Source organism: Caulobacter sp. GW822-FHT01G02, assembly GCF_058802865.1.
The window spans coordinates 68702-92521 of record NZ_JBXAON010000010.1 but is presented as its reverse complement, the minus strand read 5'-3'; the positions used below and the strand labels follow the sequence as shown (position 1 = coordinate 92521).

The window sequence follows — 23820 nt, the reverse complement described above, 5'->3', positions numbered from 1 at the left end:
CGGCCGCACCAGATGGACTTCACCGGCCAGGGATATACAATTGGTATATCCGGAGTCCAGCCATGACCAAGACCACGCTGTTTCAATCCAACCGCACCCAAGCCGTTCGGTTGCCAAAGGACGTAGCTTTCCCTGAGGGTGTCCGCTCGGTAACAGTGCTCCGCGAGGGCAATCGTCGCGTCATCGTTCCGTCGGACGCGCTGTGGGACGATTTCTTTAGCGCGCCTGGCGTCGATCTTGGTCAACGCGACCAACCTCAAGCCCCGGAGCGCGAGGCCTTCTAATGCTTCGCTATCTGTTGGACACCAACCTGTGCATCCGCGTCTTAAGAGATCGTCCGCCGAGCTTGCGAGAACGCTTCAACCTCCACGCCGACGCCCTGTGCATTTCCACAGTCGTCCTGACCGAGTTGTTACACGGCGCGGCCAAGTCCGCGCGCCCCGAGCACAACCGGCATGAAGTCGAGCGCTTCGCCGCGAAGTTGGAGGTGTTGCCGTTCGACGCTGTGGCCGCGGACCACGCCGCCGAGGTCCGCGCGGCGTTGGAACGTATGGGCCAGCCGATCGGCGGCTACGATGTGCTGATCGCTGGCCACGCACGATCGCGCGGCCTTATCGTCGTCACTGGCAATCTGTCGGAGTTTCAGCGCGTGGAAGGCCTTCGCTGCGAGGACTGGCTGGTGCCTGACGCACACTAGCGCGTCGCCCGGCGAAGGAGACTGAGCGGTTCCGATCCGAGCGGCGCGGCCTTCGGTGTCATCGATCTGGGCGCCAGCGCCAAGGTCGCTCTCGACGAGACCCTTCTGCGCGATCGAGCCGACGGCCGGGGCGGTGACTTCCTGTTGGACCTGGCTGACCTCAGGGACGCGCTGCTCTAGGCGCGCCAGACGCTGGCCTTCGGCATACAGACAACGTATATACGTTTTCATTACCCGCCGTGGAGAGCACCTAATGGGCAAAGACGCCGTCTTCACCCTGAAGCTCGAACCGCAGTTGCGCGACGCCTTTATCGCCGAAGCCCAGGCTGCCCATAGGCCGGCCTCGCAAATCGTGCGTGATCTGATGCGCGACTACGTCCAGCGTCAGCGCGACCAACGCGATCATGATGCTTTTGTCCGCGCCAAGATCGAGGCCGGTCGTCGCGATCGCGCGGCAGGCCAGGATTGGTCAAATGCTGAGGTCGAAACAGAGTTCGCCGCGCGCCGCCTTGCGCTCGAGAGCAAGGCGGATGAGGCGCAAAGGTGAATGTCCGCTGGACAGCTTCAGCCCGGTTAGATCGTCTCGACATCATGGACTATATCGCCGCTCAGAACCCGCGAGCGGCCCTGCGCATGGACCAGCTTTTTTCTGATGCGGCGTCTTCCCTCGCCGAATTTGCAATGAGGGGCCGGCCGGGCCTGGTCGCGGGGACAAGAGAACTGTTCCCCCATGAATCCTATCGCCTAGTCTACGAAGTGGACGGTGACACAGTGTGGATCTTGGCGCTCCTCCACGCGTCGCGGCACTGGCCCCCGCTGCGCGAATAGACCTTCGCTCTCAACGTTCGTATCTGAACGACCAGTTGCCGATGCCCGACGAGCCCCCTTCTCTCCCGCCGAGCCAAAGGTCTGTGTCGCTCACCAGCGATCGCGCCCCAGGGTCTATCCCTGCCTTGCCACACCGCCCTGCCCCAATTTTGATCCCAAGAAGTAGGCTCAACGCTCCGTGCGACCGTCGAGCTCATCGAGGTAGCGCTCGAGTTCGGAACGTCGCACCAGAGTTCTTGCGCCTTCCTTGAGCGTTCGGATCCGTCCTTCGGCGACGAGTTCATAGAAGCGGCTCCGACTGATGGCCAGAACCTCGGCGGCCTCCCCCACCCGATAAGCCATGCGTTCAGGACGCGGACGTTCAGCGCTGATCATGACGAAGCCTCGGGCCGAAAGCCAACGGGATCGGCGATCCAACGATTGATCGCCGACTCCTGCCAGCCCGCGCCGTGGACGCTGATACGCACCTGCTGAGGGAAAGTCCCCTCGCGGATCTTCCGATAGAGGGTCGAGCGGCTAAGGCCCGTGCGCACCAGCACGGTCTTGAGGCGGACGATGCGGTCCAGGTCGGTCATCGCTGCAAGCTCCACAGACTGGGATCTCAAGGCATTCGATGAGCCAGAATTGGATTGCTTGCTGCTAGCGACAAGGCCTCGCGGGGCCAGATCGTACTCTGGGAAACAAAGACAGGCTCTGGGCGCCAAAAGCGTAGGTCGGCGCGCCCGGCGGCGGCGGTAGCGTGGCCCAATGACCTTGGCAGCGGTCCGCTGCGGCGCTCGCGGGCTACTTCTTCAGGCGCACGCCTGGCCCGCCGATCTCGTCGGCCGACAGAAACATCACGCCGGCATTCTCTAACGACTGTCGAACCGCATCAACATTTGAGGCAGAGCTTCGGCCAGGTCCGACCGAACTTTCCATACGCACGATGGTCGGCAACGAGACGCCTGAGGCTGCAACCAGTTGCGGCTGGCTCCAGCCCAAAAGAGCGCGAGCGGCCTTGATTTGCTCAGCCGTAATCATCAGGCGATAATTTTATTATCGTATATGATCATTTTATGATTGACCCCTCGCCGGTGACGGATGATAATAAAATCGTCACTTATGATTATAGAGCAGAGGCCATGGAGTCACGTCGAAAGGCGGGGCGCGCGCCTGCGCGCCTGGATGAACCTTCCAGGCGCGCAATGATGGTTGGCAGCGCCGTCACCTGTGGGGTTGCGGCTATGCCCGCGCCCCAGGTCGTAGCGGACCCGTCTGTCGCCGTCTGCGTCCGCTGGCTGACCATCGACGCCGAACAACGGCACCTCCAGCTCGAATGGGGCACGCTCGAAGGCTGGCTGATAACTAAGCGCAGCTGGTATCGCCTTTCACCGGACCAGCAGGCCGCGATCCCTGAAGGCGCCAGGCTTGCCGAGATCGACGCTCGGCTCGACGTGCTGGAGGTCGAGGGGCATGCCCTTCTGAAGACCATGCGGCCGAAGCCCGCGAAGAGCATTGAGGCGGTCGCCGCCAACCTGGCGGTGGCGGCGCGCCTGATCTTCGTGGAAGACCATCCCGAAGCCCACGGCCTGATCACCCGCGCAGCCCGCGACCTCGCGGCCTTCTCCTCCGGTGGCAAGTGAAACGCCGGGTCGCCCGGCGGCGCGACGGCGCCGACCGCCCGCTGGCGGCGACGTTCCGCCGTAACGCGGCCGGCTTCCACGAAGCGGCCGAGGCGGCACTGCGGCGACATCCCGAGGCCACCCGCTACTTCCTGGCCATCGCGATCGAACTGGCGCTGAAGGCTCAACTGCTGCACCGCGGGATCAGCGACGACTGGAACCGCGTCTATCTCCGACACGACCTGAGCAAGGCGTTGCGGTTCGCGCGGCGCGCGGGGTTCAACGGCGCCCCGGCGGCCCTTCCCGAACTGGCCGCGCTTCTCGGCCCCTACTATCAAGTCCACGCCATCTCGTGGATGCCGCCGGAGGCCATCGCGTCGGTCTGCTGGTCGCGGGCTTGTACGACGGTTCGCGATCTGATCGACGCCGTTGTCAAGGCCGCCGGGTGCGATGCTTCCGATCATGACGGCGCCGCGTGATGGCGCGCCTCAGCAGGTCTTGGCCGCTTGTGGTCAGCCAGTGGTGGCGGTGGCGGCATCCTGATCTCTGGCGCGGCCGTGTCTTCGATCCGCACAACGCTCAGCAGGTTCTATCCTACGCGGTCTTGCGCCTTCGCCGAGAAACGCGGGACGTCTTCCTGCTCAATCAGATTGAGGCGCTCGACTACGCGCTGATCGCTCGCCACCTGGGGCTTTCCGTCGCCGACGTTCAGGCGCGCTTAGCCGACGCGCTCTGCGAGATTTCCCGCACGGTCGATCTGATCGAGCGCGTCCGCCCAAAGCCCATCAACCTTTCCAACGCGGAGCATCCCGATGTCTGACGACAAGGAACCCTTCGCCGTTTCCCGGCGCGTCGTCATCGGCGCCGCCAGCGCCGCGCCCGTCGTCGCTGGCGCGGGTGGCGCAGCAGTCCCGGATCAGGCCATCACCCGCTGCGCTGAGTGGTTGGCGCTCGACGCGGAGATCGACCGTCTGGGTCTGCGCTGGTCGGATCTGGAGACCATCCTTGTGCGTCAGAAGCGATGGGAGCGCATGACGCCAGAGGAGCGCGGGGAATTGTTGCCCTCCGAAGAGATGGACGCCATCGACGCGCAGTTGAAGCCGCTGTTCGACCAACGCGAGGCATGGCTCGAAGCCCTACCCAAGGTTCGCGCACGCGACCTGTACGGTGTCGTCGCCAAGTTGGAAGTGGCGCTCCAGGTCATGGTCCATCAGCAGGGCGACGGGTACGACCTCTTCAAGGCGACAATGGAGGAGCTGCGCACCGCACGCTGTCCGAACTGCGGGGCGCCCGTTTGCAAGCGCTAGCTGCGCCACCTACGGCAACCGCCTTGCCCACTCCAACTTGCGGGAGCCAGGACCGGAACGGTCGGTGCTCGCCCTGGAGCGCTTGGAGAGCCTCTGCCGGGCGGGATGGTGCGGGTCAAGGGCGGCTTCGCCGTCGCTCCGCGAGACGCCCGAAGGGCGTCCCCTTGACGCGCGCCAGCCCGTCCGGCCCTTGTTCCACCAAGCGATCCAGGGCGTCCTGTCTCCGAGCGAAGGTCGGCGGCGGCTTTAAGTTCGGTGGTCGGTCGGACAGGCCTGGCCCAGTAGCCGCCTCAGCGGGTCCGCTTGAAGCGAACGCAGTCCTTACCGGTCAGCAGAAAGGCGTCATAGCCGGCGTCACGCCAGGCCTTGCGCTGCACGTGGGTTGTCTTTGGGTCGGTGACGTTCGACCACCACTGAGGCAGGGCTGCGCTCTTGGGGAGCATGGCGCCAAGGACGCGCTCGATCTCCGCGAAGGTCAGTTCGAGTTCGTCTTGACGCTGGCGACGCAGATGACCCGACAGGGGATCGTACTTGGGCATCCCTCAGCATGGCTGATTGATCCGAATGCGTCGAATCCAGGGGTGCTAGCGTAACTGGAGAACGACCTTGAAATGCCGCCGCGCTTGGCCTCCTTGCGCCGCCAAGCACCTTTCCGGTTGGCGGCGCGCCGACCAACCGATGCGATGGAGACTTTCGTGACCGATACACCCGAAGCCCGCACGCCCAATGTCGTTGATCTCCACGTCGGCGGTCGCGTGCGCATGCGCCGCAAGATGCTGGGCATCAGCCAGGAGCATTTGGCCGACGCGCTGGGGCTGACGTTCCAACAGGTGCAAAAGTACGAGCGCGGCGCCAATCGGGTCAGCGCATCGAAGCTGTATGAGATCGCCAAGACGCTTCAGGTCCCGGTGTCATACTTCTTCGATGGACTCGCCGACCCGATGACCAACGATGTCGATGAGGTCGGCGCTGCCGCCGAGCGCGTCGTCACCGAGTTCCTGAACACGCCCGAAGGCCTGGAACTGGCCGAGATGTTCCCGAAGATCGGCCGGGGTCGCGTCCGTCGCCAGGTTCTCGATCTTGTGCGCGCCATGGCCGAAGACGAAACCCGCGAAAAGGGCTGAGGCAAGGCTCAGCGGTCCTCTGAGGCTGTGCGGGCCTCAGCGTCGAACGCGCGCTTTCCGCCCCGCCGCCAGAGGGCCAAGGTGTGTTCGCGATCTCCGCCCTGGAGGATCATCGCCAGAGTCAGGAACGCGCCGTAAAGCGCGGCGCGATCGTCGCCGGTCAGTTCGACCAACCCGGCTTTCCGCACCAGGCCGCCCAGTTCGATCAGATGATGGGTCCGCTCCCGCCGCTGCATCACCCAGGCTCGCGTGTCGGCCCTGGCCCGCCGCGCCTCAAACCGGTGTCGCGCCGCCGTAGTTCGCCGGATCGCGTTATTGGTCGCCGCCAAGAGCGCGCGGAGGTTCACCCTTCCCGCTATGAAAGAACCCCGCACCCTGTTTGCGCCACTCCGCCTTTCGGGCCGCGTCCTTCGTCGCGACTAGGCCAAGCAGTCCGCCCGCCAGGGTCTCGGCATCCAGCGCGTCAGCCCCAGTGGCGATCACCAGTTCGCCGAGCTGTTTGATCTTCCGTTCCTTGAGCGTCCTGGCCTTGCCCTCCAGCGTCTTCAGTTCGGCGTCAAAGTCCCGAGGTTTGCGCATCGTAGTCTCCATGATGGCGGGATGCGCTCAGGATAAAACAGTGGGCCTCGGAATGCTCTAAGGTCGCCGGAACAGACTGGGACGGCCCGGTCCCTCCTAAGATTCTAATCTTGGAGGGCGCGCTTATACGTCGTGCCGACGTGCGCTCAGGATGTTAAGTGGTCTGTCGCCATGGCGATCTTCCACTTCTCCGTCAAAGTCATCAGCCGCGCCACCGGGGCCAGCGCCGTGGCTTCGGCCGCCTATCGCTCCGCCTCCCGGCTGCACGACGAGCGGCTGGATCGCGACCACGACTTCACCAACAAGAGCGGCGTCGTCCATTCCGAGGTCATGCTGCCGGACGGCGCGCCCGAGCACCTCTCCGACCGCGCGGCGCTGTGGAACGCGGTCGAGGCCGGCGAGAAGCGCAAGGACGCTCAGCTCTCCCGCGAGGTCGAGTTCGCCATTCCGCGCGAGATGGACCAGGCCCAAGGGATCGAACTGGCCCGCGACTTCGTGCAGCGCGAGATGGTCGATCGCGGCATGGTCGCCGACCTTAATGTGCATTGGGACATTGGAGCTGACGGCCTGGCCAAGCCCCACGCCCACGTCATGTTGTCGATGCGGGAAGTGGGCGAAGACGGCTTCGGCGCAAAGGTCCGCGACTGGAACCGCACCGAACTGGTCGAGCACTGGCGCGAGGCCTGGGCCGATCACGTCAATGAGCGGTTGGCGCAACTCGACATCGACGCGCGGATCGATCATCGCAGCCTGGACGACCAGGGCATCGACCTTGAGCCGCAGCACAAGATCGGGCCGGCCGCTGGACGTCGGGCGGATGAAGGCCTGGAGGCGGATCGTCTCGACGAACACCACGAGATCGCGCGGTCCAATGGCGAGCGGATCATCGCCGATCCGCGCATTGCTCTGGACGCCATTACCAAGCAGCAGGCCACCTTCACGCGCCGCGATCTGGCGATGTTCATCCACCGCCATTCGGACGGCAAGGAACAGTTCGACCGCGCCATGAGCGCGGTGCAGGCCTCGCCTGAGATCGTGGCGCTGGGACAGGACGGGCATGGCCAGGATCGGTTCACCAGCCGCGAGATGATCGCGGTCGAGGACCGCCTGCATCGCGCCTCGGCGTTGATGGCCGAGCGTCGGGCGCACCGCGTCAGTGAGCTGGAACAGCGCCGCGCCGTGGCGCGCGCCGAGCAGCGCGGCCTTGTTCTCACCGGGGAGCAGAGAGCCGCATTTGAGCACGTCACCGAGAGTCGGGATCTTGGCGTCGTCGTCGGCTATGCCGGGACCGGCAAGTCGGCGCTCCTGGGCGTGGCGCGGGAGGCTTGGGAGGACGCCGGCTATCGCGTCCAGGGTCTGGCCTTGTCCGGCATCGCCGCCGAGAACCTGGAGGGCGGATCGGGCATCGCGTCCCGCACCATCGCCAGCCTGGAGCATCAGTGGAGCCAAGGGCGCGAGCTGCTGGACGCCCGCACTGTGCTGGTCGTCGATGAGGCCGGCATGATCGGCTCGCGGCAGACGGAGCGGCTTCTGTCGGCCGCCGAGAAGGCCGGGGCCAAGGTGGTGCTGGTCGGCGATCCGGAGCAGCTCCAGGCCATCGAGGCGGGCGCGGCGTTCCGGTCGATCGCCGAGCGCCATTCGCACGTCGAGATCACCCAGGTTCGCCGGCAGCACGAGGACTGGCAGCGCGACGCCACCCGCCAGTTGGCCACGGGGCGGACGGGCGAGGCGCTGGCGGCTTACGACGCGCGCGGCATGGTCCACGCCGCCGAGACCCGCGACCAGGCGCGCGAGGATCTGGTCGAGCGCTGGGATCGCGAGCGCGTGGCCGAGCCGGACAAGAGCCGGATCATCCTCACCCACACCAATGACGAAGTGCGCGAGCTGAACCTGACGGCTCGCGACCGGCTGCGCCAGGCCGGCGCCTTGGGCGAGGACGTGACGGTGAAGGCCGAGCGCGGCGAGCGTTCGTTCGCGACCGGCGATCGGCTGATGTTCCTGAAGAACGATCGTGGGCTGGGCGTGAAGAACGGCATGCTCGGCGAGATCGAGCAGGTCTCGCCCAGCCAAATAACGGTGCGTCTCGACGCCGGGCGCCTCGACGCGGGCCGCTCGGTCGTCTTCGACCTGAAGGACTACGCTCAGGTCGATCACGGCTACGCGGCCACCATCCACAAGAGCCAGGGCGTCACCGTCGACCGCGCCCATGTACTGGCCACGCCCGGTATGGACCGTCACGGCGCCTACGTCGCCCTCTCCCGGCATCGCGATAGCGTGCAGATCCACTACGGCCAGGACGAGTTCCAAGATCTCGGCAAGCTGACCCGCGTGCTCTCGCGCGAGCGGGCCAAGGACATGGCCAGCGACTTCGCGGAGCGCCGCGACATCTACGTGCCGGCGTCGATGCAGACGAAGCCGCCGCAGCAGCGCCAGCGCGGGATGTTCGATGGCTTTAAGCCCGGGAGCCCGACGCGTCAGCCGGCTGCGCCGGCGCGGGAGGTCGGCCAGCTTGATCAGCACCGTGCGATCGAGCGTCACGCCCGCGCCGCGGTCGATGTGATGCGGATGAACGACCGCGGCTTGCCGGTGCTGGCTCACCAGCGGCGGGCGTTGGAGGAGACGCGCGAGGCCATGGGGAAGATCGGTCCGCACGCCGCAAAGGATCTGGAGCGGTCCTATCTCCGTGAGCCCGGCCTGGTTGGTGAGGTTGCGTCGGGGCGGACGCAGCGCGCGATCCGAGTCCTCCAGTTGGAAGCGGAGGTGCGGGCCGATCCGCGCCTGAGGGCCGATCGTTTCGTGGAGCGCTGGCGGGGCCTAGAGCGCCAGCGAACAGCCTTACACCGCGACGGCGACATGACCGGCGCCCGCCAGGTCAAGGACCGCATGGGGGCCATGGCCAAGAGCCTGGAGCGGGACCCGCAGGTGGAGTCGCTGCTGCGCGGTCGGCGGGCCGAGCTTGGTCTGCCTTCCGATGTGGCACGCAGCGTCGGACGGGGGCTCATCGAATACCTCGGCATTGGCCGCAGGCGCGGGCTTGGCATCTAGGAGACAAGGCGATGGAGCAGACTGCTGGAGTGGAAGAGTCGGCCGATGCGGCGACGGCGTTCGAAGCGCTCCGCCGCGAGGTGGCGCTCCTGACTGTCGCGGTCGCGGGGCTCGCGGCGGAACGGACTCCGGCGCCGGACTACAGTGAAACTTTGGGCCAGATCGCCAAGGGCGTGTCGGTCGCGATCAGCCGATTGGGAAAGGTGATGACAAGCCCGGCCCTGGCGACGGATCCGACGCAGATGGCGCGCCAGATCGCGGTGGCGGCCGAGGACGCGCGGCGTCAAGACCAGGCTTTGCTGCAGCAAACCCAAGCGATGCTGCAGCAGGTGATGCGAGATCTCCAAGGCCGGATCGAGAGCGCGCGCCTGGCTGGCGCCCAGAACCGGCGCTTGCTTCAGCTAGGAGCGGCCGGTCTCGTGGTCGGCGCACTCCTCGGGATCTCGGCGCCGAACACCATTGCCCGCGCGGCGCCGGATCATTGGGCATGGCCGGAGAGACTGGCGGCCCGAACCCTCGGGCGTGAGCCCTGGGCCGCTGGAGAGAGACTGCTTGCCGTCGCCGATCCGCAGCGTTGGCAGTCTTTCCGTGATCGGCTGGAAACAGGCCCTTCTGTCGCCAGGGCCTGCGCGAACGATGCGCCTCAGCGGCGGCGTCAAAGTAACGGTAGACCTCTGCCTCACCGCAAGGGTCTGCTGGGTGACCGCTGAGGTGGCCCTCCCCTGTCTGACGTTCGGGTGGCCTTGGGAACACGCGAGTTGACAATGATGACGATACGTAGCATTGTGCTGGCATGCTTGTGAGACTGGGTCATCTAAGAGGCCTTCTCGTCGAGCGCAGCCGTCAACCAACCGGGTGATGGTGAGAACGCAAATTCGAAGTTGCAGCCCTGCTGAGGCTCCTGTATCGAACGCCCTCCCCCGCCGACGTGATTTGCGTCGACACCCGGATGGCCCGGTGGCGGAGTGGTGACGCAGCGGACTGCAAATCCGTGCACCCCGGTTCGATTCCGGGACATGTCGCCCTTCAGCACGTTGAGGAGCTGGGGAAGCTCGTCGATGCTAGTTTTACGGATAATGCGGCCGATTGTGGTGATGCGGTCGTCGTCACGCTTGGCCTGGACGACCTTCGTCCCGTTCTCTTGGCACCGCATCGAGCGGAACTTGAAGATGGTGAAGGCTTGGCCGTTCAACCCGCCGCGGGACTGTCGGAACATCACCGGACCCGGCGATTCCAGCTTGATCAGGACGGCGACGAGCGCGAGCAGCGGTGCGAAGAACAGCAATGCGCCGCCCGCCACCAGAATATCCATCGCTCGCTTGAGCGGATCTTTAGCAACCAGCGACGCTTTCACGGCGCAAGTTCGCTGATCCGCTGACGGATTAGATACGATCAGCACGTGGTCCCCACCAGTGTATGTGTCCGGGTCTTTGCCCGATGATTTAGGAAGCCTTTACTAAATCAGCGTTCCGCAAACAACCGCTCGTCGTAGCTGTTAACCAACCTTTTTCGCAATGCAGCGATTCTTGCGCGTTCAAGGCACATCGCGCGCCCTATTGGCAGGCGCCGCCCTGGACCTAGACGGCCATTTCTACACTAGTTCGACGATCTTTGTCGTTCGGACTGTAATTAAATGCACGTCCGCACCTTACGCCCGGCGCGTCCGAGCCTCTCGCTTGTCGCGAGAAATTGCGACAACTCTGTGGGTGCGGCGCTTCAAATACTTCAACGCCCTCTCTGAGGCCGTCGCGACGCTCTGTCATTGACCGCGTGTCCAGAGATCCTTGCCGCTGGGTCCACTCGCCCCGAATACCGGAGGCCGGGAAAGGATAAAGGGCAGCGAAGCGGAGTGAAATTCACTCTGCAAGGCCTCTTCCGTGCTCAAACCAATCTCCTTGTGGCCAGCGCCCGATGGCGACTGGCAGCTCCCGATCGCCTTGATCGACCAGATCCATGCTGAGGCTACCGCGCCTCTCCCGCGCGCGACGTCCAAGCTGCAGCGACACAACCTCATCCAGGCGCGTATGCTCGATCTTGGCGGCCGCCTTGGATTTGACGCGCAGGTGGAAGTCGCCACAGGCCACCGCAAGATGTCTCAGACGGGTCGGTTCGATGTCGTCTGGACGCCCATTGATGTCGGCGCAAAGCGTATCGTGTTCGAGATCGACAGCTGTTGGCGGCATGAGTCTCTACTCAAACTCGGCCGCCTCTCCGACAACGATCTCCGCCTCTGGATTTACTATGGCCGACGTCCCTTCCCGCTCGAACCCGTCGAACTAGGCTTCAGGAAGCTGAACATCCTGCGGATAGAGCCGGAAGATCTTGGCGTGCGGTTCAGAAGTCGCCGTAGCGTCCAGCTGACGCCTGGCGACTGGCCGGCCATGCTCTACCCAGGAAAGGTGGACCGCCGTCGCTGAGCCATACGCCCACTTAACTCGCCATCACCGGCGCCAGACTGACCTCGAGATCGCGCAGAAGCCCTCCCAATTCCGAGGCGATGATCTTTGCCGCGAAAGCGGTCCTGGCGTGGAGAACGCGTGCGATGGCGTCATAGCGGCACGGCGCTAGCCAACTGGCGGTCCAACCCGCGCCCTTGCGCAAAGCTGCGGCCTCTCTAAGCGCTGCGGGGACCGATGATGACGCTGCCGGCGACGCGGCTTTCGCTGCTACCGGCATCCAGGCTTCGAACTTCTCGTCGGCAAGCCAGTTGGCGAGCCCTTGCGGCATACCGTAGCGCCTCACGTCAGGATCCTCGCGGAGGTAGCGCAAAGCGGCTGCCAGGAGCCGCGCCGGGGAAAGGCGGCGGGCGAAGCGGCGCCAGAGCGGCCAGGCGCGTGGACGGGACAGGCGCGCCGGGCTCATGGTTCTCCAGGCTTCGAAAGCTTGGTCGAAGGACGACTTGGTGTCCGGGTCAGCCACGTCCGCGCTTTCTTCTTCGTCAGAAGAGGAAGGTTCAGGTGTGGTTCCTAGCGCGGACCTGAGCGTCCGCCTCCCCCGGACCGGCTGATCCTTCCGGGGCAGACCTGATGGATGCTCCGCTTGATCTGCTGGCTGGGAATCCGAAGCCGGCCGCTCGATGGCCAGGCGATAGATGTTGCTGGTCTGGCCGCCGTCCTTGCGGAAGCGGTCCTCGCGCATGACCAGCCCCCGGCCTTCCAGCACGCCGATCTGACGGCGCACATGGCGCTCGGTCATGCTGGTGATCTCGGCCAGGGTCTTTAGCTTCGGCCAGGCCTTGCCCTCGACGTCGGCATGATCCGCCAGGGCCATCAGGACCGCCTTGGCGGCGATCGAGAGGCCGCCGATGCGGCGGGCCCAGTTGCGGGCTTCGAGGCTCATTTCGCGCCTCCCAGGAGGCCCGATTTTGGTTTGCAGCCGTCGGCTAAGCCTTTGATTTTGCTAGGGGCCGAAAACGGCCTCTTTGCAGCCAAGCCGTTGAATTTACTATGTTCGCACGGGCCTGCAAATCCTCTGCGCTAGGTACGTACCTGCAAAGCACACGCCTCGGCCCACCGATTCATCAACGTCCGCCGCTTCTCAAAGAGGTCCCCGCGGCGATAGGCTGCCTCGACCTTGTTGCTGATGGCGTGAGCAAGCGCCATCTCCACCACCTCGCTCGCGAACTCAGTTTCTTCAGCCGCCCAGTCGCGGAACGTGCTGCGGAAGCCATGGCTGGTGAGGTCATCGTGGCCCGTACGACGCAACACGGCGAGCAGGGCCATATTGCTCAACCCTTTGCCAGCCACCTGCCCCCAGAACACGTGCCCAGTCGGCCCGGTCTCACCCTCCTTCAGTGTCTTGCGATGTCGCCGCCCCTCGATCTCGAACCATACAGCACGCTGGCGCTCCAGGATCTCGATCGCCGGCGCGCTAAGCGGCACACGGTGCTCACGACCGGCCTTCATCCGCGAGGCCGGCACCGTCCAGACCTTGTTCTTGAAATCGATCTCGCTCCAGTCGGCGCCAATCACCTCGCCAGTGCGCGCAGCTGTCAGGACGACGAAGCGCAAAGCCAGCACTCCAACCCCGCCCTGAGAGCGCATCTTGGCCATGAAAGCTGGCATGTCCCTATAATCGAGCGCGGCGTGGTGCTTGACCTTCGCCACCTTGGACTTGGCCGGCAGGATCATCTCGATGTGACCCTTCCAACGGGCCGGGTTCTCGCCCTGGCGATAACCTTGCACCGCGCCCCAACTGAGCACGGCTTCAATCCTTCCTCGCAGTCGACTGGCGGTCTCTGACTTGGTCAACCAAATCGGCTCAAGCGCCTTAAGGACGTCGGCGGTATCGATTTCGGCCAGCGACTTCGATCCGAAATGCGGAACGGCATAGGTGTTGAGCGTGCTCGACCATTGCTGGATGTGCTTCTCGTTACGCCACGCGGCTTTGTGGCCATCGATGTAGGCGACCATCGCTTCCGTGAAGGTTACACCCTTCGGGCCAGCAGTGACGGCCTTGGGTCGCCGAGCGATATGGCCGCCAAGCGGATCTTCGCCGTTGTACCTCTGCAGCCGTGCCACACGCGCTTTCTCGCGCGCTTCCGCCAGGGACACGAACTCCAACGGCCCAAGCCCCATCTGCCGCTCCTTGCCCATGGCTTGGTAGCGGAAGATCCACGACTTCCCGCCGCTCGGCGTGATCTGAAGATAGAGGCCGCCCCCGTCTGGGTAGCGGCCTGCGTTCTGCAAGCTCCGAACTTTGAGAACGGTGAGTCGATCCAGAAGACGCGCCATACGCCACCTCGCTCAAGCCACGAGGGCACTCACCCCCGATTTCCCCCCCGACCATGATCGTCATAGGGTCGGATCCGAGCGGACGCGTCGAGACACAGAAACGCGAGTTTTCCGTGATAAATCAACGGCCTCATGACGTCCGTGGACGCAATTGGATTGTGGTGGAAATGGGGATGGCGGAGACGGAGGGATTCGAACCCTCGATACCCTTTTGAGGTATGCCGCTTTAGCAAAGCGGTGCCTTCAGCCTCTCGGCCACGTCTCCTCCTGAGAGGGAGCGGTTCGATAGCCTGTTCGCTTCAGGATGACAACGGCGCTTATGCGGAAAATTCGCCTGTTAACGCGGCGCTCAGACGGCCCCGCTAGGGTGAACATAGTTTTTCCAGCGACGAGCGTCATGCGTCCGATCCCCTCCCCTGCCTCGAACGTCGAATCCGCTGTCGCCTTCGTGGGCGGGGCGGAGATCGGGCCGCGTGTTTCGAGCGGCGCAGGCGGCGATCCAGGGCGGGGGCGGCGGGGGCCGTTCCGGCCTGGTCAGCTGATCCCCTCGAGGGCGCGGCTGGAGGCGCGGCCGCTGGCGCGCGCCTTCCGCGTCATCGACGTTCTGGTCGCCGCCTGTGTCGCGCTGGGGGTGACCGTCGAGGGTCATCCGCTGGCCGCCGGCCTGTGGGCCGTGACCGGGCTGGTCGCGCTGCGAATGCTCGGGGCCTACGCCTTCCCGCGCAAGCAGGATCTGGGGCGGCACATGGTCCAAGTCGGCCTGGCGCTGGGCGCGGGCCTGCTGGCCGCCGCCGTGGCGCTGCTGCCGACGGGCCGCGCCGAAGCGCCGGCCGTCTGGACGCTGCTGGCCGCCACCGCCGGCGTCGCCGCCCTGCATGTCGTCTGGTGGACAATCATCGCCCGCGGTCGCCAGCTGGGCCGCCTGACGCCCAACATCATCGTGGTCGGCGCCACGGCCAACGCCCAGCGCCTGATCGAGGCGGCCCTGCGCACGGGGGAGGCCAACGTCCTGGGCGTGTTCGACGACCGCCTGGACCGCGCGCCCGAGAACATCATGGGCGTACCGGTCCTCGGCGACACGAGCGCCCTGCTCGACCACCGCATCATGCCCTATGTCGACCGCGTGGTGATCGCCGTGCAGTCGACGGCCCAGGGCCGCGTGCGCCAGCTGGTCGAGAAGCTGGGCGTGCTGCCCAATCCGGTGAACCTCTTCTTCGACGTCGGCGGTCCCGCCGAGGATGACGCCGCCCTGGCCCGCATCGTCGCGGGCGGCGAGAACGAACTGTCGGGCGCCGCGCCCGGCGCACGCCGGGCGTGGGTCAAGCGAGCCCAGGACCTGGTCGTGGCGAGCGTGGGCCTGCTGGTCGCCGGTCCGGTCATGCTGATCGTCGCCCTGGCCGTGAAGCTGGACAGCCCCGGCCCGATCTTCTTCCGCCAGCGCCGCCACGGCTTCAACAACGAGGCGATCCTGGTCTGGAAGTTCCGCTCGATGCGCCACGAGATGGCCGACGCCCAGGCCGCGCGGCAGATCAGCGCCAATGACGACCGCGTCACCAGGGTCGGCAAGTTCATCCGCAAGACCAGCCTCGACGAGTTGCCGCAGCTGTTCAACGTACTGACCGGCGAGATGTCGATCGTCGGCCCCCGCCCCCACGCCATCGGCATGAAGACCGGCGGCGTCGAGTCGGCCAAGCTGGTCGCCGAATACGCCCACCGCCACCGCATGAAACCCGGCCTGACCGGCTGGGCGGCGATCAAGGGGTCGCGCGGCCCGGTCGACACGCCCGAGAGCGTCCGCCTCCGGGTGGCCCTGGACGTCGAATATATCGAGCGCCAGTCGTTGTGGCTGGACCTCTACGTCATCGTCATGACCATCCCCTGCCTGCTGGGGGACCGGTCGGCGGTGCGCTAGGCGGCCGGCGATGTTCTGGCGCGGGGTCCTCGGCTACCTGCCGGTCAATGTGGTGCAGGGCGTGGTGGGGCTGCTCACCATCGTCCTGTTCACGCGCGTCCTGGATCCGTCCCAGTACGGCGTCTACGCCCTGGCCTTCTCGGTCGGCAGCCTGACCCAGACCATCCTGCTGACCTGGACCGAGGCCGCCATGGCCCGCTTCCTGGCGGCGCGCGGCGAGGACGGGCGAACGGCCGACCACTTCGCCACCCTCTATCGCCTGTGGATCGGCGCGGCGGTCGTCGTGCCGCTGACCTGCGCGGGGGTGGCGGTGTCGCCGCTCGATGGACCGCTGAAGGTCGCGGTGATCGCCGCCCTCGCCAGCACCCTGGTCAACAGCCTGACGAAGCTGGCCCTGGAGCGCCGCCGCGCGGCCGGCGAGGTCTCGGGCGCGGCTCTCCTGACCATCATCCAGACCGCGGGCGGTTTCGTCCTTGGCCTCGCCCTGGCCTTCGCTGGCCTGGGCGGCGCGGCGCCGATCCTGGGCGTCGGCATGATCTCGGCCCTGTGTGTGGTCCTGGTGCTGCCGGGGGAACTGAAGCGTCTGTCCGGCGGCAAGTTCGATCGCGCCCTGGCCAAGGCTTACGCCGCCTATGGCCTGCCGGTCTCGTTGTCGCTGATCCTGGCCCTGGTGCTGGCCAGCACCGACCGCCTGCTGCTGGGCGCGTTTCTCGACGAGGCCACGGTCGGCGTCTATCACGCCGGCTATTCCCTGGGCAGCCGCACCCTGGACGTGGTCTTCATCTGGCTGGGCATGGCTGGCGCCCCCGCCCTGATCTCGGCGCTCGAACGCGGCGGCCAGGCGGCCCTGACCGAGGCCGCCCACGAGCAGGCCAGCTTCATGACCCTCCTGACCCTGCCCGCCGCCGCCGGCCTGGCTCTGGTCGCCCGCCCCCTGGCCGAGCTGATGATCGGCGAGGATCTGCGGGCCGGCGCCGGCCACGTGACGCCCTGGATCGCCGCCAGCGGCTGGCTGTCGGGCGTGACGACCTACTATCTGCTGCAGGCCTTCACCCTGGCCCGGCGCACGCCGCTGCTGATCGTCAGCATGAGCGCGCCGGCCATCATCAACGTCATTCTCAACCTCGTCCTGATCCCGCGCCTGGGCCTGGACGGCGCGCTATGGGCCACGACGCTCAGCTACGGCGTCGGCGCCGTCGCCGCCTGGGCCCTGGGTCGCCGCGCGTGCCCATTGCCGATCCCGTGGGAGGTCCTGGCCAAGGCCGCGGCCGCGTGCGTCGCCATGGCCCTGGTCGTGCGCCTGCTGCCCTCGCCGGGCGGCTTGCTGGAGCTGGCCCTGAAGGCCGGCGTCGGCGCGGCCGTCTATGGCGTGATCGTGCTGAGCCTCGATGTCGGCGGCCTGCGCGGCAAGCTTTCTGGTCTTCTCCGTCGGAGGGCCCCCGCCCTATGACCGCCCCCATCACCGAAATCCGCATCGAGAACGCCGCCTGGCCTAGCGCCCAGCCGCGCCTGTCGGTGCTGATCCCGACCTTTCGCGACGACCCGTCCGCCCTGCTCAAGGCCCTGGACGATCCCAGCGCCCAGGCCGAGATCGTGGTGCTGGACGACGGCGGGGGCGACGATGTGCTCGCCGAACGCATCGCCCGCCGGATCGAGAGGCTGCGCGTCCCGGCCCGCTTCGTGCGCCTGTCCAGCAACGAGGGCCGCGCCAAGGGCCGCAACCGGCTGGCCAGCCATGCCCGCGGCGGCCACTTCCTGTTCCTGGACAGCGACATGCTGCCCGACACCCCGGACTTCCTCAGCCGCTGGGCGGCCGTGGCCGAGACCAACGCCCCCGTGGCGTTCGGCGGCTTCACCCTGGACCAGACGCCGCCGCGTCCCGAGACCGCCCTGCACCGGGCCATGGCGCTGAAGAGCGACTGCACGCCCGCCCCCGAGCGCGCCAAGGAACCCGAGAAGCACGTCTTCACCTCCAACCTGCTGGTCCGCCGCGACGTGTTCGAGACCATCGGCTTCGACGAGGGCTTCGCCGGCTGGGGCTGGGAGGATGTCGAGTGGGCGATGCGGGTGGTGCGCCAGCATCCGATCCTGCACATCGACAACAGCGCCACGCACCTGGGCCTGGACGCCGCGCCGACCATGGCCGCCAAGTACGAGCAGTCGGCGGCCAACTTCGCCCGCGTGGTCGCCAGCCACCGCGACATCGTCAGCGCCTATCCCAGCTACAAGGTCGCCAGGGCGCTGAAACCCTTCCCGCAGCGCGGCGTCTGGCGGCCGATGCTGAAGCGCATCGCCCTGGCCGAGGCCGTCCCCATTTCCCTTCGCGCGTTCGCCATGCGGCTCTATCGCGCGTCCCTCTATATCGAGGCCGTCTGATGCGGGTCGAATTCGAGAAGGTCGACGCCTACGAGCCCGACCGGACGCTGAAGGGCAAGCTGCGTCGCCGGCTGATCCGCCTGGCCTACCGTCGGCCGGCCAAGGTGACGCTGGAGCGGCCGATGGTGTCGTTCAGCTTCGACGACGCGCCCGCCACGGCCTGCGAGGCCGGGGCCAAGGCGCTGGAGACGCGGAGCCTGCGCGGCACCTATTATTTCGCCGCCGGCCTGGCCGGGCGCGATGGCCCGATGGGTCGCTTCGCCACCGGGGCCGACGCGCGGCGTCTGCACGACGCTGGCCACGAGATCGCCTGCCACACCTTCTCGCACCTGGACTGCGGCCAGTCATCGAAGGCCGTCACGATCGCCGATGTCGACCAGAACGCCCGGAGCCTGGCGGCCTGGGGCGCGGGCGATCCGGTCAGCTTCGCCTACCCCTACGGCGATGTCGGCGCGCCGGCAAAGACCGCCCTGGCGGGACGCTTCAAGACCCTGCGCGCCCTGCACCACGGCCTGATCGCCGACGGCGCGGACCTCAACCAGGCCCCGGCCGTCGGTATCGAGGGCGAGGATGGCGAGAGCATCGCCAACGCCTGGCTGGACAAGGCCAAGGCTCGCAAGGCCTGGCTGATCCTCTACACGCACGACGTGGCCGCCGAACCCTCGCAATGGGGCTGTACGATCGACGCGCTGGAGCGGCTGATTGATCGGGCGGTGGCGGACGGCTTCGACGTGGTGACCGTGGCCGAGGGCGCCAAGCGGATCGGGCTCTAGACGTCGTCCTGCGCCTTGTCGGAGAAGGCCAGCTTGGCGGCCAGGGCCACGAACACCGCCCAGCGGAAGTCGTTGTAAACGACCGCGATGCTCTCGGTCAGGCTGACCAGGGTGAAGACGATCAGGAACGGGAAGGCCAGTATCGCCCCGCGATTGCGGAACACGGCGATGATCGCCAGCGTCATGGTCTGCAGATAGAAGAAACCCCAGGCGCCGAGACCGACCACGCCCATGCCGATCAGCTGCTCGATCCACGAATTGTGAGCGTGCTGGGGCGTGAACTTGGCGTCGTGGACGATCCAGGCCAGCGGCCCCCAGCCGGATTTGTCGCTCCAGACGGCCGCGTAGCCGTAGCCCAGCCACGGCCTCTGCTCGATCTGGCGAAAGGCGGCGGTCCAGATCTGGGTCCGGCCGGTCAGGGTGGCGTCCTTGCCCAGAATGCCGAAGAACACGTCCGAGGCGAAAACGATGAACGCCGCCAGCAGCAGGAAACCCGTCACCCCGGCCCAGGTCGCGGCCGCGGCGAAGGCCGGACCGCGCTGGCAGATCCAAACGAAGGCCAGCGCCATCAGGCCCAGCATCAGCGAGACCAGCGAGGTCTTGGACTGCGACATGATCACCAGCCCCACCGACAGGGCCGCGAAGGTCAGCCAGACGCCCTTGCGCTGGGGGTCCAGCAGGGCCGCGCCGCAGAGGATGCAGCAGCCCAGGGCCATCATGCCGCCCAGCGAGTTCTTCTCCAGCCACAGGCCGCGCCAGGCGCCGGGGAAGAGCTCGGTCATGATCCCGATCGACGGGAAGGCGATACAGGCGATGTAGGAGGCGACGATCAGCACGCAGAAGGTGGTGGCGAACACCCTGGCCAGCTCGGCCCACCGGAAGCGGGCGGCCAGGGCCAGGCCCGAGATCGTCGTGCAGCCCACGGCGAAGCCGCGGCGGATCGAGACATCGGGCTGGATCGACCAGAAGATCGAGGCCGCCACCACGCCCATCAGGATGATCAGGAATGGCTGGCGGATCGTGACCCGCACCATGTTCCAGGGCCGGGCCAGGACCAGCAGGAACGCCAGGCCGTAGGCGGGCAGGAAGGCCACGCGCAGCAGGCCCGAGCTAGATTCGTCGGTCTTCTCGCCGAACAGCGGCAACTGCCAGCCGCCGGTGTAGATCAGCAGCATGACCACGGCGACGGCGATGGTCAGCAGCGACGGCGCCAGCGCCCGGGTGTCCGGCCGGCCCCACGCCGCGTCCGGAGCAAGGCTGGTCACGGCAGGATCGCCTTCAGGAAGGCGGGCGGTTCGACCGAGACCTTGTTGAAGAACATGCCCGCGCATCGGCCGCCAGCGGCGGTCAGGGCGTCGCGCAGCATGGCCGGCTGGCGCACGTCCGGCTGGTCGGCCGAGACCACCATCACCGTCTGGTCCATGTGCTGGGCGATGGTCGGCCCGGACTGCGAGCGGTCCAGGGACGGGCTGTCGACGACGATGATCTCGGCGTGCTTGCGCAGCGCCCGCCAGTAATCCGCCGACGGAATGACGTGGGCCTGCTGGCGGCCGCGCAGGGCCTCGCGGTTGAAACGGGTGATCCACAGGCGCGGACCGCCGACGCTGTGGCCGGTCAGGAACTTGGAGTCCGGCCAGACCCCGCCCTCGGCGCGGGGCGCCGGCGGCTGGACGGTGAAGAAGGTCGAGCCGTCGGGCGAGGCCGCCACAGGCGGGCCCAGCGGGCCGAAGCGGTTCGGGTCGGCGGCGATCTCGCGGAACTGGCTGGGGCTGTTGAGGTCGAGGTCGATCAGCCAGGTCTTGCGGCCGGCGCGACGCGACGCGAAACGGGCGAATTCACGGGCGACCGTCGAGGTCCCCTCTCCCCGCCGCGCGGCGATGAACTGGATGACGTACGGACGGCCGACAGGCGGCGCGCCAAGCGCCCCCCAAAGCTCCGTCATCTCGACGTTCAAATCCACCATCTGCCGAATCGCCGCGCACTCAGAAGATCGCAAGGTGCGACATTAACCCTGTCGGCGAAAGGCGACGAAAGCGCTCACCGCTTGACCCCGGCGGTGGCCAGGACCGGCATGCCAAGGGTGCGCGAGGCCGAGGCCGGCGTCTGCAGCCCGGGGCGCAGGAACATGCGGACCAGGCCCACGCACAGGGCCGTGAAGCCCGCGAACAGGATGGCCAGCACCAGAACCGGCTTCTTCAGGCTCTTGCCGGTCGACGGGGCGACGGCGCGCTGGACGATGCGGATGTTGTCGCTGCTCTCGGACGACATCTGCCGCTGGGCCTCGTCCTGTTGTTCCTTGACCGTGAAGTCGCGGACGTTCGAGGACAGGACGTCGCGATCGCGCGACAGCTCGTTGAACTGCGGTTCCAGTTGAGCCAGACGCAGCAGGCGTGAGTTCACATCGGTCACCTGCTGGGCGTAGGCGGCCTGCGACTGCTGCAGGGCCGCGACTTCGGCCCGCAGATCGTTGCGGGTGGTGGTCAGGGTCTGCCAGATCGGGTTGGGACCGCTACGCCGCGCGCCCTCGCCATTGGTGCGGCCGGCGGCGAGACCGGCCTCCAGCTGGGCGATCTGGGCGTTGATGTCCTGCACGGGTTGAGCGCCGGCCGTGTAGCGGGCCAGCAGGCCCTCGCGGTCCAGCTTCAGCTGGGCCAGCTTGATCGCGGCCGACATGTCGGTGTCGCGATACAGCACCGTCTCGGGTGAGGTGCGCGCCAGTTCGGCCTCGACGGCGGCCAGGCGACCGGTGCGATCCTGCAGTTGGGCGTCGACCGAATACTTCTGCTGCTCGACCTGGGCCTGCAGCTGGGTCAGCGTGGTCTTCTGGGCGGTGAAGTCGCCGATGTCGTTGGTGGTCAGGAACGACTGATAGGCCGTGTCGGCGTCAGACAGCTTCCGCGCGAAGATGTCGCGCTGGCGCTGCAGCACATTGTTGTCGCCGCCGATCAGCAGGCTGCGGCGATAGATCAGATATTCCTCGAGCAAGGTGTTCAGCACCTTCTCGGCCATTTCCGGATCGTTGTTCTGATAGGCAAGACGGATGATCGAATTGTCCGGCGCGGTCTCGATCTTCAGGCTCTTGCCGATCGAGTCGCGTCCTTCGGCGATCAGCTTGCGCTTACCCTCGGGCGTCGCGGCCGCGTACTTGGCCGCGTGCTTCGGAAAGATCCGGGTGAAGCCGATCTTGCGGATCACTCGCTCGCGCAGCTCACCGCTGCCCAGGATCTCGGCTTCGGACTGGATGACCTCGTCGGTGTTGGGCACCGCGCCGCGGCCGGCGTCGCCGGCGCGGGGTTCGTAGACATATTCCTGGCCCAGGCGCACGAACAGGCTGGATTGGGCCGTGTAGCTCTTCTTCAGCGTGAGGGCGAAGCCAAAGCCCAGCGCCGCGATCACCACGAAGACCACCAGCATCAGGAAGCGCTCGCGCCACAGCAGGGTGACGAAGTCGGCCGGGGCGTACTTGGGGCGCGCGCCGGCAGCCCCCGCCGCCATGCGGGGCGGCTGGTCGTGCGGTACGCTGATCCAAGGGCTCGTCGACATCCGAATCCGGGCGGTTCAATCTGTCTCGCACCCTGGGACGGCCAGCCTTAAGGGTTCGTTACCCATTCCTGTTAAGACTTGTCGCATGCAGAGCCGCACGCATCTCAAGACGGTCCCACTGAAGGCGATCTGGGCCGTGGTCCTGATGGCCGGCGGGATTTCCGCCTGCGGGCACATCGACGCCGAGCCGATCACGCCGGGCCCCAGACCTAGCGCCAACTTCTCTAATATCGGTTACGCCGATTGGAGCGAGAGCGAGCCGTCGTACCGGTTCTATCCGGGCGACGAGGTCGAGGTGGCCGTGCCGTCGGCCCCCGAACTCAACAAGTCGGTGATCGTTCAGCCGGACGGCCGCATCACCTTGCCGCTGGTCGCGCCAGTGATGGCCGCCGACCGCACGATCGACGAGCTGGAGGGCTCGATCAGCCAGGCCTATGCCAGCACGCTGTTGCGGCCGCGGGTCCAGGTTTCGGTGAAGACGGCGACGCCGCTCAAGGTGTTCGTCGGCGGCGAGGTCAAGAACGCCGGCGTGTTCGACATGGCGGGCGACAGCGACGCCCTGCGGGCCATCATCCAGGCCGGCGGCTTCACCAATGGCGCCAAGCGCAATCAGGTGGTGATCATCCGTCGCGGCCCCGACGGGCGGGCGATGATGCGGACAGCGGACCTGCTGGCTGGCCTGACGCGCGGGAGCGGCGCGGATCTTGTGCCCCTGCGGCGTTTCGACGTCGTCTACGTGCCGCGCAGCGGCGTGTCGGAAGCGGGTCTGTTCATGCAGCAGTACTTCCGAGACCTGCTGCCCATCAGCTTCAGTTACGCGATCAACGGCAACGTCAACGGCAACTGAGCCGGTCCCCCATAGGACCGGCGGGCAGCCAGTCAGGACGGAAGAACCCGGATGACCGGGTTCAGCCGAGGGCGAGCCATTCGCGGGCCTGACGCTGGGCTTCGGCGACTTCGTCGCTGGCCATCTCTTGCGACAGTTCCTTGCGGTAGACCTTGGCTTCGACCGAGCCGCGCATGGCGGCCAGGTTGAACAGCATGTGCGCCGACACGTAGTCCAGCGGCGCGCCGCCCTGACCGGTCGAGTACAGCAGGCCCATGCGGAACAGTTCGTCGCCGGTGGATTCGGCGGTCGGCAGCGGCAGCATGGCCACGGCGGCTGGCGGTTCTTGCATCATCATCATGGCTGGTCTCCTCTCTCAAGCTCGCCCCGCCGTTCTGACGGATCAGAGCCTGAGAGAAGAAAAGTCCAGCGCCACTGAACATATAGTTAAGCGCGCGGACATCATGAATGATGCG

Annotated in this window: 28 protein-coding genes, 2 tRNA genes and 2 pseudogenes; 18 read left to right on the top strand and 14 right to left on the bottom strand. The window is 66.6% G+C overall.

Annotated elements, in window-relative coordinates:
* Nucleotides 1–62: 62 nt before the first annotated feature.
* From vapB to AC1RNC_RS24240, 4 genes are all read left to right on the top strand, one after another.
* Nucleotides 63–284, top strand: coding sequence for a type II toxin-antitoxin system VapB family antitoxin (gene vapB, locus AC1RNC_RS24255; RefSeq protein ID WP_492082362.1), 222 nt, complete (start codon nt 63–65; stop codon nt 282–284).
* The gene (vapC, locus tag AC1RNC_RS24250; RefSeq protein WP_492888581.1) at nt 284–697 is read left to right on the top strand and encodes a type II toxin-antitoxin system tRNA(fMet)-specific endonuclease VapC; all 414 of its coding nucleotides are present in this window, start codon (nt 284–286) and stop codon (nt 695–697) included. The genes vapB and vapC overlap by 1 nt, the downstream gene beginning before the upstream one ends.
* A 253-nt stretch (nt 698–950) precedes the next feature.
* The gene (locus AC1RNC_RS24245) at nt 951–1244 is read left to right on the top strand and encodes an antitoxin of toxin-antitoxin stability system (RefSeq protein ID WP_492888580.1); all 294 of its coding nucleotides are present in this window, start codon (nt 951–953) and stop codon (nt 1242–1244) included.
* Nucleotides 1241–1525 (top strand): type II toxin-antitoxin system RelE/ParE family toxin, encoded by a 285-nt coding sequence (locus tag AC1RNC_RS24240; RefSeq protein ID WP_492888579.1) that lies wholly within the window; start codon nt 1241–1243, stop codon nt 1523–1525. The genes AC1RNC_RS24245 and AC1RNC_RS24240 overlap by 4 nt, the downstream gene beginning before the upstream one ends.
* A gap of 168 nt (nt 1526–1693) precedes the next feature.
* Here AC1RNC_RS24240 and AC1RNC_RS24235 read toward each other — a convergent pair whose 3' ends face one another.
* The 3 genes from AC1RNC_RS24235 to AC1RNC_RS24225 form a co-directional block, all read right to left on the bottom strand.
* A complete protein-coding gene (locus AC1RNC_RS24235; RefSeq protein WP_492888578.1) occupies nt 1694–1900 on the bottom strand; it encodes a helix-turn-helix domain-containing protein in 207 nt (68 codons plus the stop codon).
* Nucleotides 1897–2100 (bottom strand): helix-turn-helix transcriptional regulator, encoded by a 204-nt coding sequence (locus AC1RNC_RS24230; RefSeq protein WP_492888577.1) that lies wholly within the window; start codon nt 2098–2100, stop codon nt 1897–1899. Before AC1RNC_RS24230 ends, AC1RNC_RS24235 begins: the two co-directional genes overlap by 4 nt.
* A 208-nt stretch (nt 2101–2308) precedes the next feature.
* Nucleotides 2309–2545 (bottom strand): helix-turn-helix domain-containing protein, encoded by a 237-nt coding sequence (locus AC1RNC_RS24225; protein WP_145731222.1) that lies wholly within the window; start codon nt 2543–2545, stop codon nt 2309–2311.
* A 203-nt stretch (nt 2546–2748) separates the two neighbouring features.
* On the opposite strand from AC1RNC_RS24225, the gene AC1RNC_RS24220 reads away from it, so the two are divergent.
* The 4 genes from AC1RNC_RS24220 to AC1RNC_RS24205 are packed head-to-tail and all read left to right on the top strand — an operon-like array spanning nt 2749 to nt 4433.
* Nucleotides 2749–3147 (top strand): hypothetical protein, encoded by a 399-nt coding sequence (locus tag AC1RNC_RS24220; protein ID WP_492888576.1) that lies wholly within the window; start codon nt 2749–2751, stop codon nt 3145–3147.
* Nucleotides 3144–3605: a hypothetical protein gene (locus tag AC1RNC_RS24215; RefSeq protein WP_492888575.1), complete on the top strand. Its 462-nt coding sequence runs from the start codon at nt 3144–3146 to the stop codon at nt 3603–3605. Before AC1RNC_RS24220 ends, AC1RNC_RS24215 begins: the two co-directional genes overlap by 4 nt.
* The gene (locus AC1RNC_RS24210) at nt 3605–3946 is read left to right on the top strand and encodes a sigma factor-like helix-turn-helix DNA-binding protein (protein ID WP_492888574.1); all 342 of its coding nucleotides are present in this window, start codon (nt 3605–3607) and stop codon (nt 3944–3946) included. Before AC1RNC_RS24215 ends, AC1RNC_RS24210 begins: the two co-directional genes overlap by 1 nt.
* Complete coding sequence (locus AC1RNC_RS24205; protein WP_492888573.1) at nt 3939–4433, top strand: hypothetical protein; 495 nt, start codon at nt 3939–3941, stop codon at nt 4431–4433. The genes AC1RNC_RS24210 and AC1RNC_RS24205 overlap by 8 nt, the downstream gene beginning before the upstream one ends.
* Before the next feature lie 290 nt (nt 4434–4723).
* Here AC1RNC_RS24205 and AC1RNC_RS24200 read toward each other — a convergent pair whose 3' ends face one another.
* A complete protein-coding gene (locus tag AC1RNC_RS24200; RefSeq protein ID WP_492888572.1) occupies nt 4724–4972 on the bottom strand; it encodes a DUF7662 domain-containing protein in 249 nt (82 codons plus the stop codon).
* 144 nt (nt 4973–5116) lie between these two features.
* Here AC1RNC_RS24200 and AC1RNC_RS24195 point away from each other — a divergent pair, with 144 nt between their 5' ends.
* Nucleotides 5117–5557, top strand: a complete 441-nt coding sequence (locus AC1RNC_RS24195; RefSeq protein WP_492888614.1) for a helix-turn-helix domain-containing protein — start codon at nt 5117–5119, stop codon at nt 5555–5557.
* Between the two features lie 8 nt (nt 5558–5565).
* On the opposite strand, the gene AC1RNC_RS24190 is transcribed toward AC1RNC_RS24195, so the two are convergent.
* Both AC1RNC_RS24190 and AC1RNC_RS24185 read right to left on the bottom strand, forming a co-directional pair.
* Complete coding sequence (locus AC1RNC_RS24190) at nt 5566–5886, bottom strand: conjugal transfer protein TraD (protein ID WP_492888571.1); 321 nt, start codon at nt 5884–5886, stop codon at nt 5566–5568.
* Nucleotides 5870–6136: a conjugal transfer protein TraD gene (locus AC1RNC_RS24185; RefSeq protein ID WP_492888570.1), complete on the bottom strand. Its 267-nt coding sequence runs from the start codon at nt 6134–6136 to the stop codon at nt 5870–5872. The genes AC1RNC_RS24190 and AC1RNC_RS24185 overlap by 17 nt, the downstream gene beginning before the upstream one ends.
* 171 nt (nt 6137–6307) lie before the next feature.
* On the opposite strand from AC1RNC_RS24185, the gene traA reads away from it, so the two are divergent.
* The 3 genes from traA (at nt 6308) to AC1RNC_RS24170 (ending at nt 10196) form a co-directional block, all read left to right on the top strand.
* Complete coding sequence (gene traA, locus AC1RNC_RS24180; RefSeq protein ID WP_492888569.1) at nt 6308–9181, top strand: Ti-type conjugative transfer relaxase TraA; 2874 nt, start codon at nt 6308–6310, stop codon at nt 9179–9181.
* Nucleotides 9182–9192: 11 nt separating this feature from the next.
* Complete coding sequence (locus AC1RNC_RS24175; protein ID WP_492888568.1) at nt 9193–9891, top strand: DUF6118 family protein; 699 nt, start codon at nt 9193–9195, stop codon at nt 9889–9891.
* Between the two features lie 249 nt (nt 9892–10140).
* Nucleotides 10141–10196, top strand: a tRNA-Cys gene (locus AC1RNC_RS24170).
* Here the strand turns inward: AC1RNC_RS24170 and AC1RNC_RS24165 are convergent.
* Nucleotides 10194–10580: pseudogene (locus AC1RNC_RS24165) on the bottom strand (sugar transferase); the annotation flags it as partial. The gene AC1RNC_RS24170 and the pseudogene AC1RNC_RS24165 sit on opposite strands and share 3 nt — an antisense overlap.
* 478 nt (nt 10581–11058) lie before the next feature.
* Between AC1RNC_RS24165 and AC1RNC_RS24160 the strand changes: the two are divergent.
* Nucleotides 11059–11598 (top strand): hypothetical protein, encoded by a 540-nt coding sequence (locus AC1RNC_RS24160; protein WP_492888567.1) that lies wholly within the window; start codon nt 11059–11061, stop codon nt 11596–11598.
* A gap of 13 nt (nt 11599–11611) precedes the next feature.
* Here AC1RNC_RS24160 and AC1RNC_RS24155 read toward each other — a convergent pair whose 3' ends face one another.
* The 3 genes from AC1RNC_RS24155 to AC1RNC_RS24145 form a co-directional block, all read right to left on the bottom strand.
* Nucleotides 11612–12520 carry a helix-turn-helix domain-containing protein gene (locus AC1RNC_RS24155; RefSeq protein ID WP_492888566.1) on the bottom strand — a complete coding sequence of 303 codons (909 nt, stop codon included), beginning with the start codon at nt 12518–12520 and terminating at the stop codon, nt 11612–11614.
* Between the two features lie 137 nt (nt 12521–12657).
* Nucleotides 12658–13914, bottom strand: coding sequence for a tyrosine-type recombinase/integrase (locus AC1RNC_RS24150; protein ID WP_492888565.1), 1257 nt, complete (start codon nt 13912–13914; stop codon nt 12658–12660).
* 174 nt (nt 13915–14088) lie between these two features.
* Nucleotides 14089–14179, bottom strand: a tRNA-Ser gene (locus AC1RNC_RS24145).
* Between the two features lie 132 nt (nt 14180–14311).
* On the opposite strand from AC1RNC_RS24145, the gene hfsE reads away from it, so the two are divergent.
* From hfsE to hfsH, 4 genes are read left to right on the top strand one after another with little or no spacing between them, the layout of a single operon-like run.
* Nucleotides 14312–15826: a polysaccharide biosynthesis protein HfsE gene (gene hfsE / locus AC1RNC_RS24140; protein WP_492888564.1), complete on the top strand. Its 1515-nt coding sequence runs from the start codon at nt 14312–14314 to the stop codon at nt 15824–15826.
* Nucleotides 15827–15836: 10 nt separating this feature from the next.
* A complete protein-coding gene (hfsF, locus tag AC1RNC_RS24135) occupies nt 15837–17276 on the top strand; it encodes a polysaccharide biosynthesis protein HfsF (protein ID WP_492888563.1) in 1440 nt (479 codons plus the stop codon).
* Nucleotides 17273–18202: a polysaccharide biosynthesis protein HfsG gene (gene hfsG, locus AC1RNC_RS24130; protein ID WP_492888562.1), complete on the top strand. Its 930-nt coding sequence runs from the start codon at nt 17273–17275 to the stop codon at nt 18200–18202. Before hfsF ends, hfsG begins: the two co-directional genes overlap by 4 nt.
* Nucleotides 18202–18975, top strand: coding sequence for an oligosaccharide deacetylase HfsH (hfsH, locus tag AC1RNC_RS24125; protein WP_492888561.1), 774 nt, complete (start codon nt 18202–18204; stop codon nt 18973–18975). The genes hfsG and hfsH overlap by 1 nt, the downstream gene beginning before the upstream one ends.
* On the opposite strand, the gene AC1RNC_RS24120 is transcribed toward hfsH, so the two are convergent.
* From AC1RNC_RS24120 to AC1RNC_RS24110, 3 genes and pseudogenes are all read right to left on the bottom strand, one after another.
* Nucleotides 18972–20150, bottom strand: coding sequence for an O-antigen ligase family protein (locus AC1RNC_RS24120; protein WP_492888613.1), 1179 nt, complete (start codon nt 20148–20150; stop codon nt 18972–18974). The two genes, hfsH and AC1RNC_RS24120, sit on opposite strands and share 4 nt — an antisense overlap.
* Before the next feature lie 86 nt (nt 20151–20236).
* A complete protein-coding gene (locus AC1RNC_RS24115) occupies nt 20237–20938 on the bottom strand; it encodes a P-loop NTPase family protein (RefSeq protein WP_492888560.1) in 702 nt (233 codons plus the stop codon).
* Nucleotides 20939–20980: 42 nt separating this feature from the next.
* Nucleotides 20981–22518, bottom strand: a pseudogene (locus AC1RNC_RS24110) (Wzz/FepE/Etk N-terminal domain-containing protein).
* 85 nt (nt 22519–22603) lie between these two features.
* Here AC1RNC_RS24110 and AC1RNC_RS24105 point away from each other — a divergent pair.
* On the top strand, nt 22604–23365 hold the full coding sequence (locus tag AC1RNC_RS24105; protein WP_492888559.1) for a polysaccharide biosynthesis/export family protein: 762 nt from the start codon (nt 22604–22606) through the stop codon (nt 23363–23365).
* Nucleotides 23366–23426: 61 nt separating this feature from the next.
* Here the strand turns inward: AC1RNC_RS24105 and AC1RNC_RS24100 are convergent, their stop codons facing one another.
* A complete protein-coding gene (locus tag AC1RNC_RS24100; RefSeq protein WP_492888558.1) occupies nt 23427–23705 on the bottom strand; it encodes a sel1 repeat family protein in 279 nt (92 codons plus the stop codon).
* Nucleotides 23706–23820: the final 115 nt, after the last annotated feature.

What these genes read in the sequence shown, in the direction of transcription:
- vapB (WP_492082362.1), top strand. Translation starts at nt 63, where the DNA reads ATGACCAAGACCACGCTGTTTCAATCCAACCGCACCCAAGCCGTTCGG.
- vapC (WP_492888581.1), top strand. Translation starts at nt 284, where the DNA reads ATGCTTCGCTATCTGTTGGACACCAACCTGTGCATCCGCGTCTTAAGA.
- AC1RNC_RS24245 (WP_492888580.1), top strand. Translation starts at nt 951, where the DNA reads ATGGGCAAAGACGCCGTCTTCACCCTGAAGCTCGAACCGCAGTTGCGC.
- AC1RNC_RS24235 (WP_492888578.1), bottom strand. Translation starts at nt 1,900, where the DNA reads ATGATCAGCGCTGAACGTCCGCGTCCTGAACGCATGGCTTATCGGGTG.
- AC1RNC_RS24230 (WP_492888577.1), bottom strand. Translation starts at nt 2,100, where the DNA reads ATGACCGACCTGGACCGCATCGTCCGCCTCAAGACCGTGCTGGTGCGC.
- AC1RNC_RS24225 (WP_145731222.1), bottom strand. Translation starts at nt 2,545, where the DNA reads ATGATTACGGCTGAGCAAATCAAGGCCGCTCGCGCTCTTTTGGGCTGG.
- AC1RNC_RS24220 (WP_492888576.1), top strand. Translation starts at nt 2,749, where the DNA reads ATGCCCGCGCCCCAGGTCGTAGCGGACCCGTCTGTCGCCGTCTGCGTC.
- AC1RNC_RS24210 (WP_492888574.1), top strand. Translation starts at nt 3,605, where the DNA reads ATGGCGCGCCTCAGCAGGTCTTGGCCGCTTGTGGTCAGCCAGTGGTGG.
- AC1RNC_RS24205 (WP_492888573.1), top strand. Translation starts at nt 3,939, where the DNA reads ATGTCTGACGACAAGGAACCCTTCGCCGTTTCCCGGCGCGTCGTCATC.
- AC1RNC_RS24200 (WP_492888572.1), bottom strand. Translation starts at nt 4,972, where the DNA reads ATGCCCAAGTACGATCCCCTGTCGGGTCATCTGCGTCGCCAGCGTCAA.
- AC1RNC_RS24195 (WP_492888614.1), top strand. Translation starts at nt 5,117, where the DNA reads ATGGAGACTTTCGTGACCGATACACCCGAAGCCCGCACGCCCAATGTC.
- AC1RNC_RS24185 (WP_492888570.1), bottom strand. Translation starts at nt 6,136, where the DNA reads ATGCGCAAACCTCGGGACTTTGACGCCGAACTGAAGACGCTGGAGGGC.
- traA (WP_492888569.1), top strand. Translation starts at nt 6,308, where the DNA reads ATGGCGATCTTCCACTTCTCCGTCAAAGTCATCAGCCGCGCCACCGGG.
- AC1RNC_RS24175 (WP_492888568.1), top strand. Translation starts at nt 9,193, where the DNA reads ATGGAGCAGACTGCTGGAGTGGAAGAGTCGGCCGATGCGGCGACGGCG.
- AC1RNC_RS24155 (WP_492888566.1), bottom strand. Translation starts at nt 12,520, where the DNA reads ATGAGCCTCGAAGCCCGCAACTGGGCCCGCCGCATCGGCGGCCTCTCG.
- AC1RNC_RS24150 (WP_492888565.1), bottom strand. Translation starts at nt 13,914, where the DNA reads ATGGCGCGTCTTCTGGATCGACTCACCGTTCTCAAAGTTCGGAGCTTG.
- hfsE (WP_492888564.1), top strand. Translation starts at nt 14,312, where the DNA reads ATGCGTCCGATCCCCTCCCCTGCCTCGAACGTCGAATCCGCTGTCGCC.
- hfsF (WP_492888563.1), top strand. Translation starts at nt 15,837, where the DNA reads ATGTTCTGGCGCGGGGTCCTCGGCTACCTGCCGGTCAATGTGGTGCAG.
- hfsG (WP_492888562.1), top strand. Translation starts at nt 17,273, where the DNA reads ATGACCGCCCCCATCACCGAAATCCGCATCGAGAACGCCGCCTGGCCT.
- hfsH (WP_492888561.1), top strand. Translation starts at nt 18,202, where the DNA reads ATGCGGGTCGAATTCGAGAAGGTCGACGCCTACGAGCCCGACCGGACG.
- AC1RNC_RS24120 (WP_492888613.1), bottom strand. Translation starts at nt 20,150, where the DNA reads ATGCTGCTGATCTACACCGGCGGCTGGCAGTTGCCGCTGTTCGGCGAG.
- AC1RNC_RS24115 (WP_492888560.1), bottom strand. Translation starts at nt 20,938, where the DNA reads ATGGTGGATTTGAACGTCGAGATGACGGAGCTTTGGGGGGCGCTTGGC.
- AC1RNC_RS24105 (WP_492888559.1), top strand. Translation starts at nt 22,604, where the DNA reads ATGCAGAGCCGCACGCATCTCAAGACGGTCCCACTGAAGGCGATCTGG.
- AC1RNC_RS24100 (WP_492888558.1), bottom strand. Translation starts at nt 23,705, where the DNA reads ATGATGATGATGCAAGAACCGCCAGCCGCCGTGGCCATGCTGCCGCTG.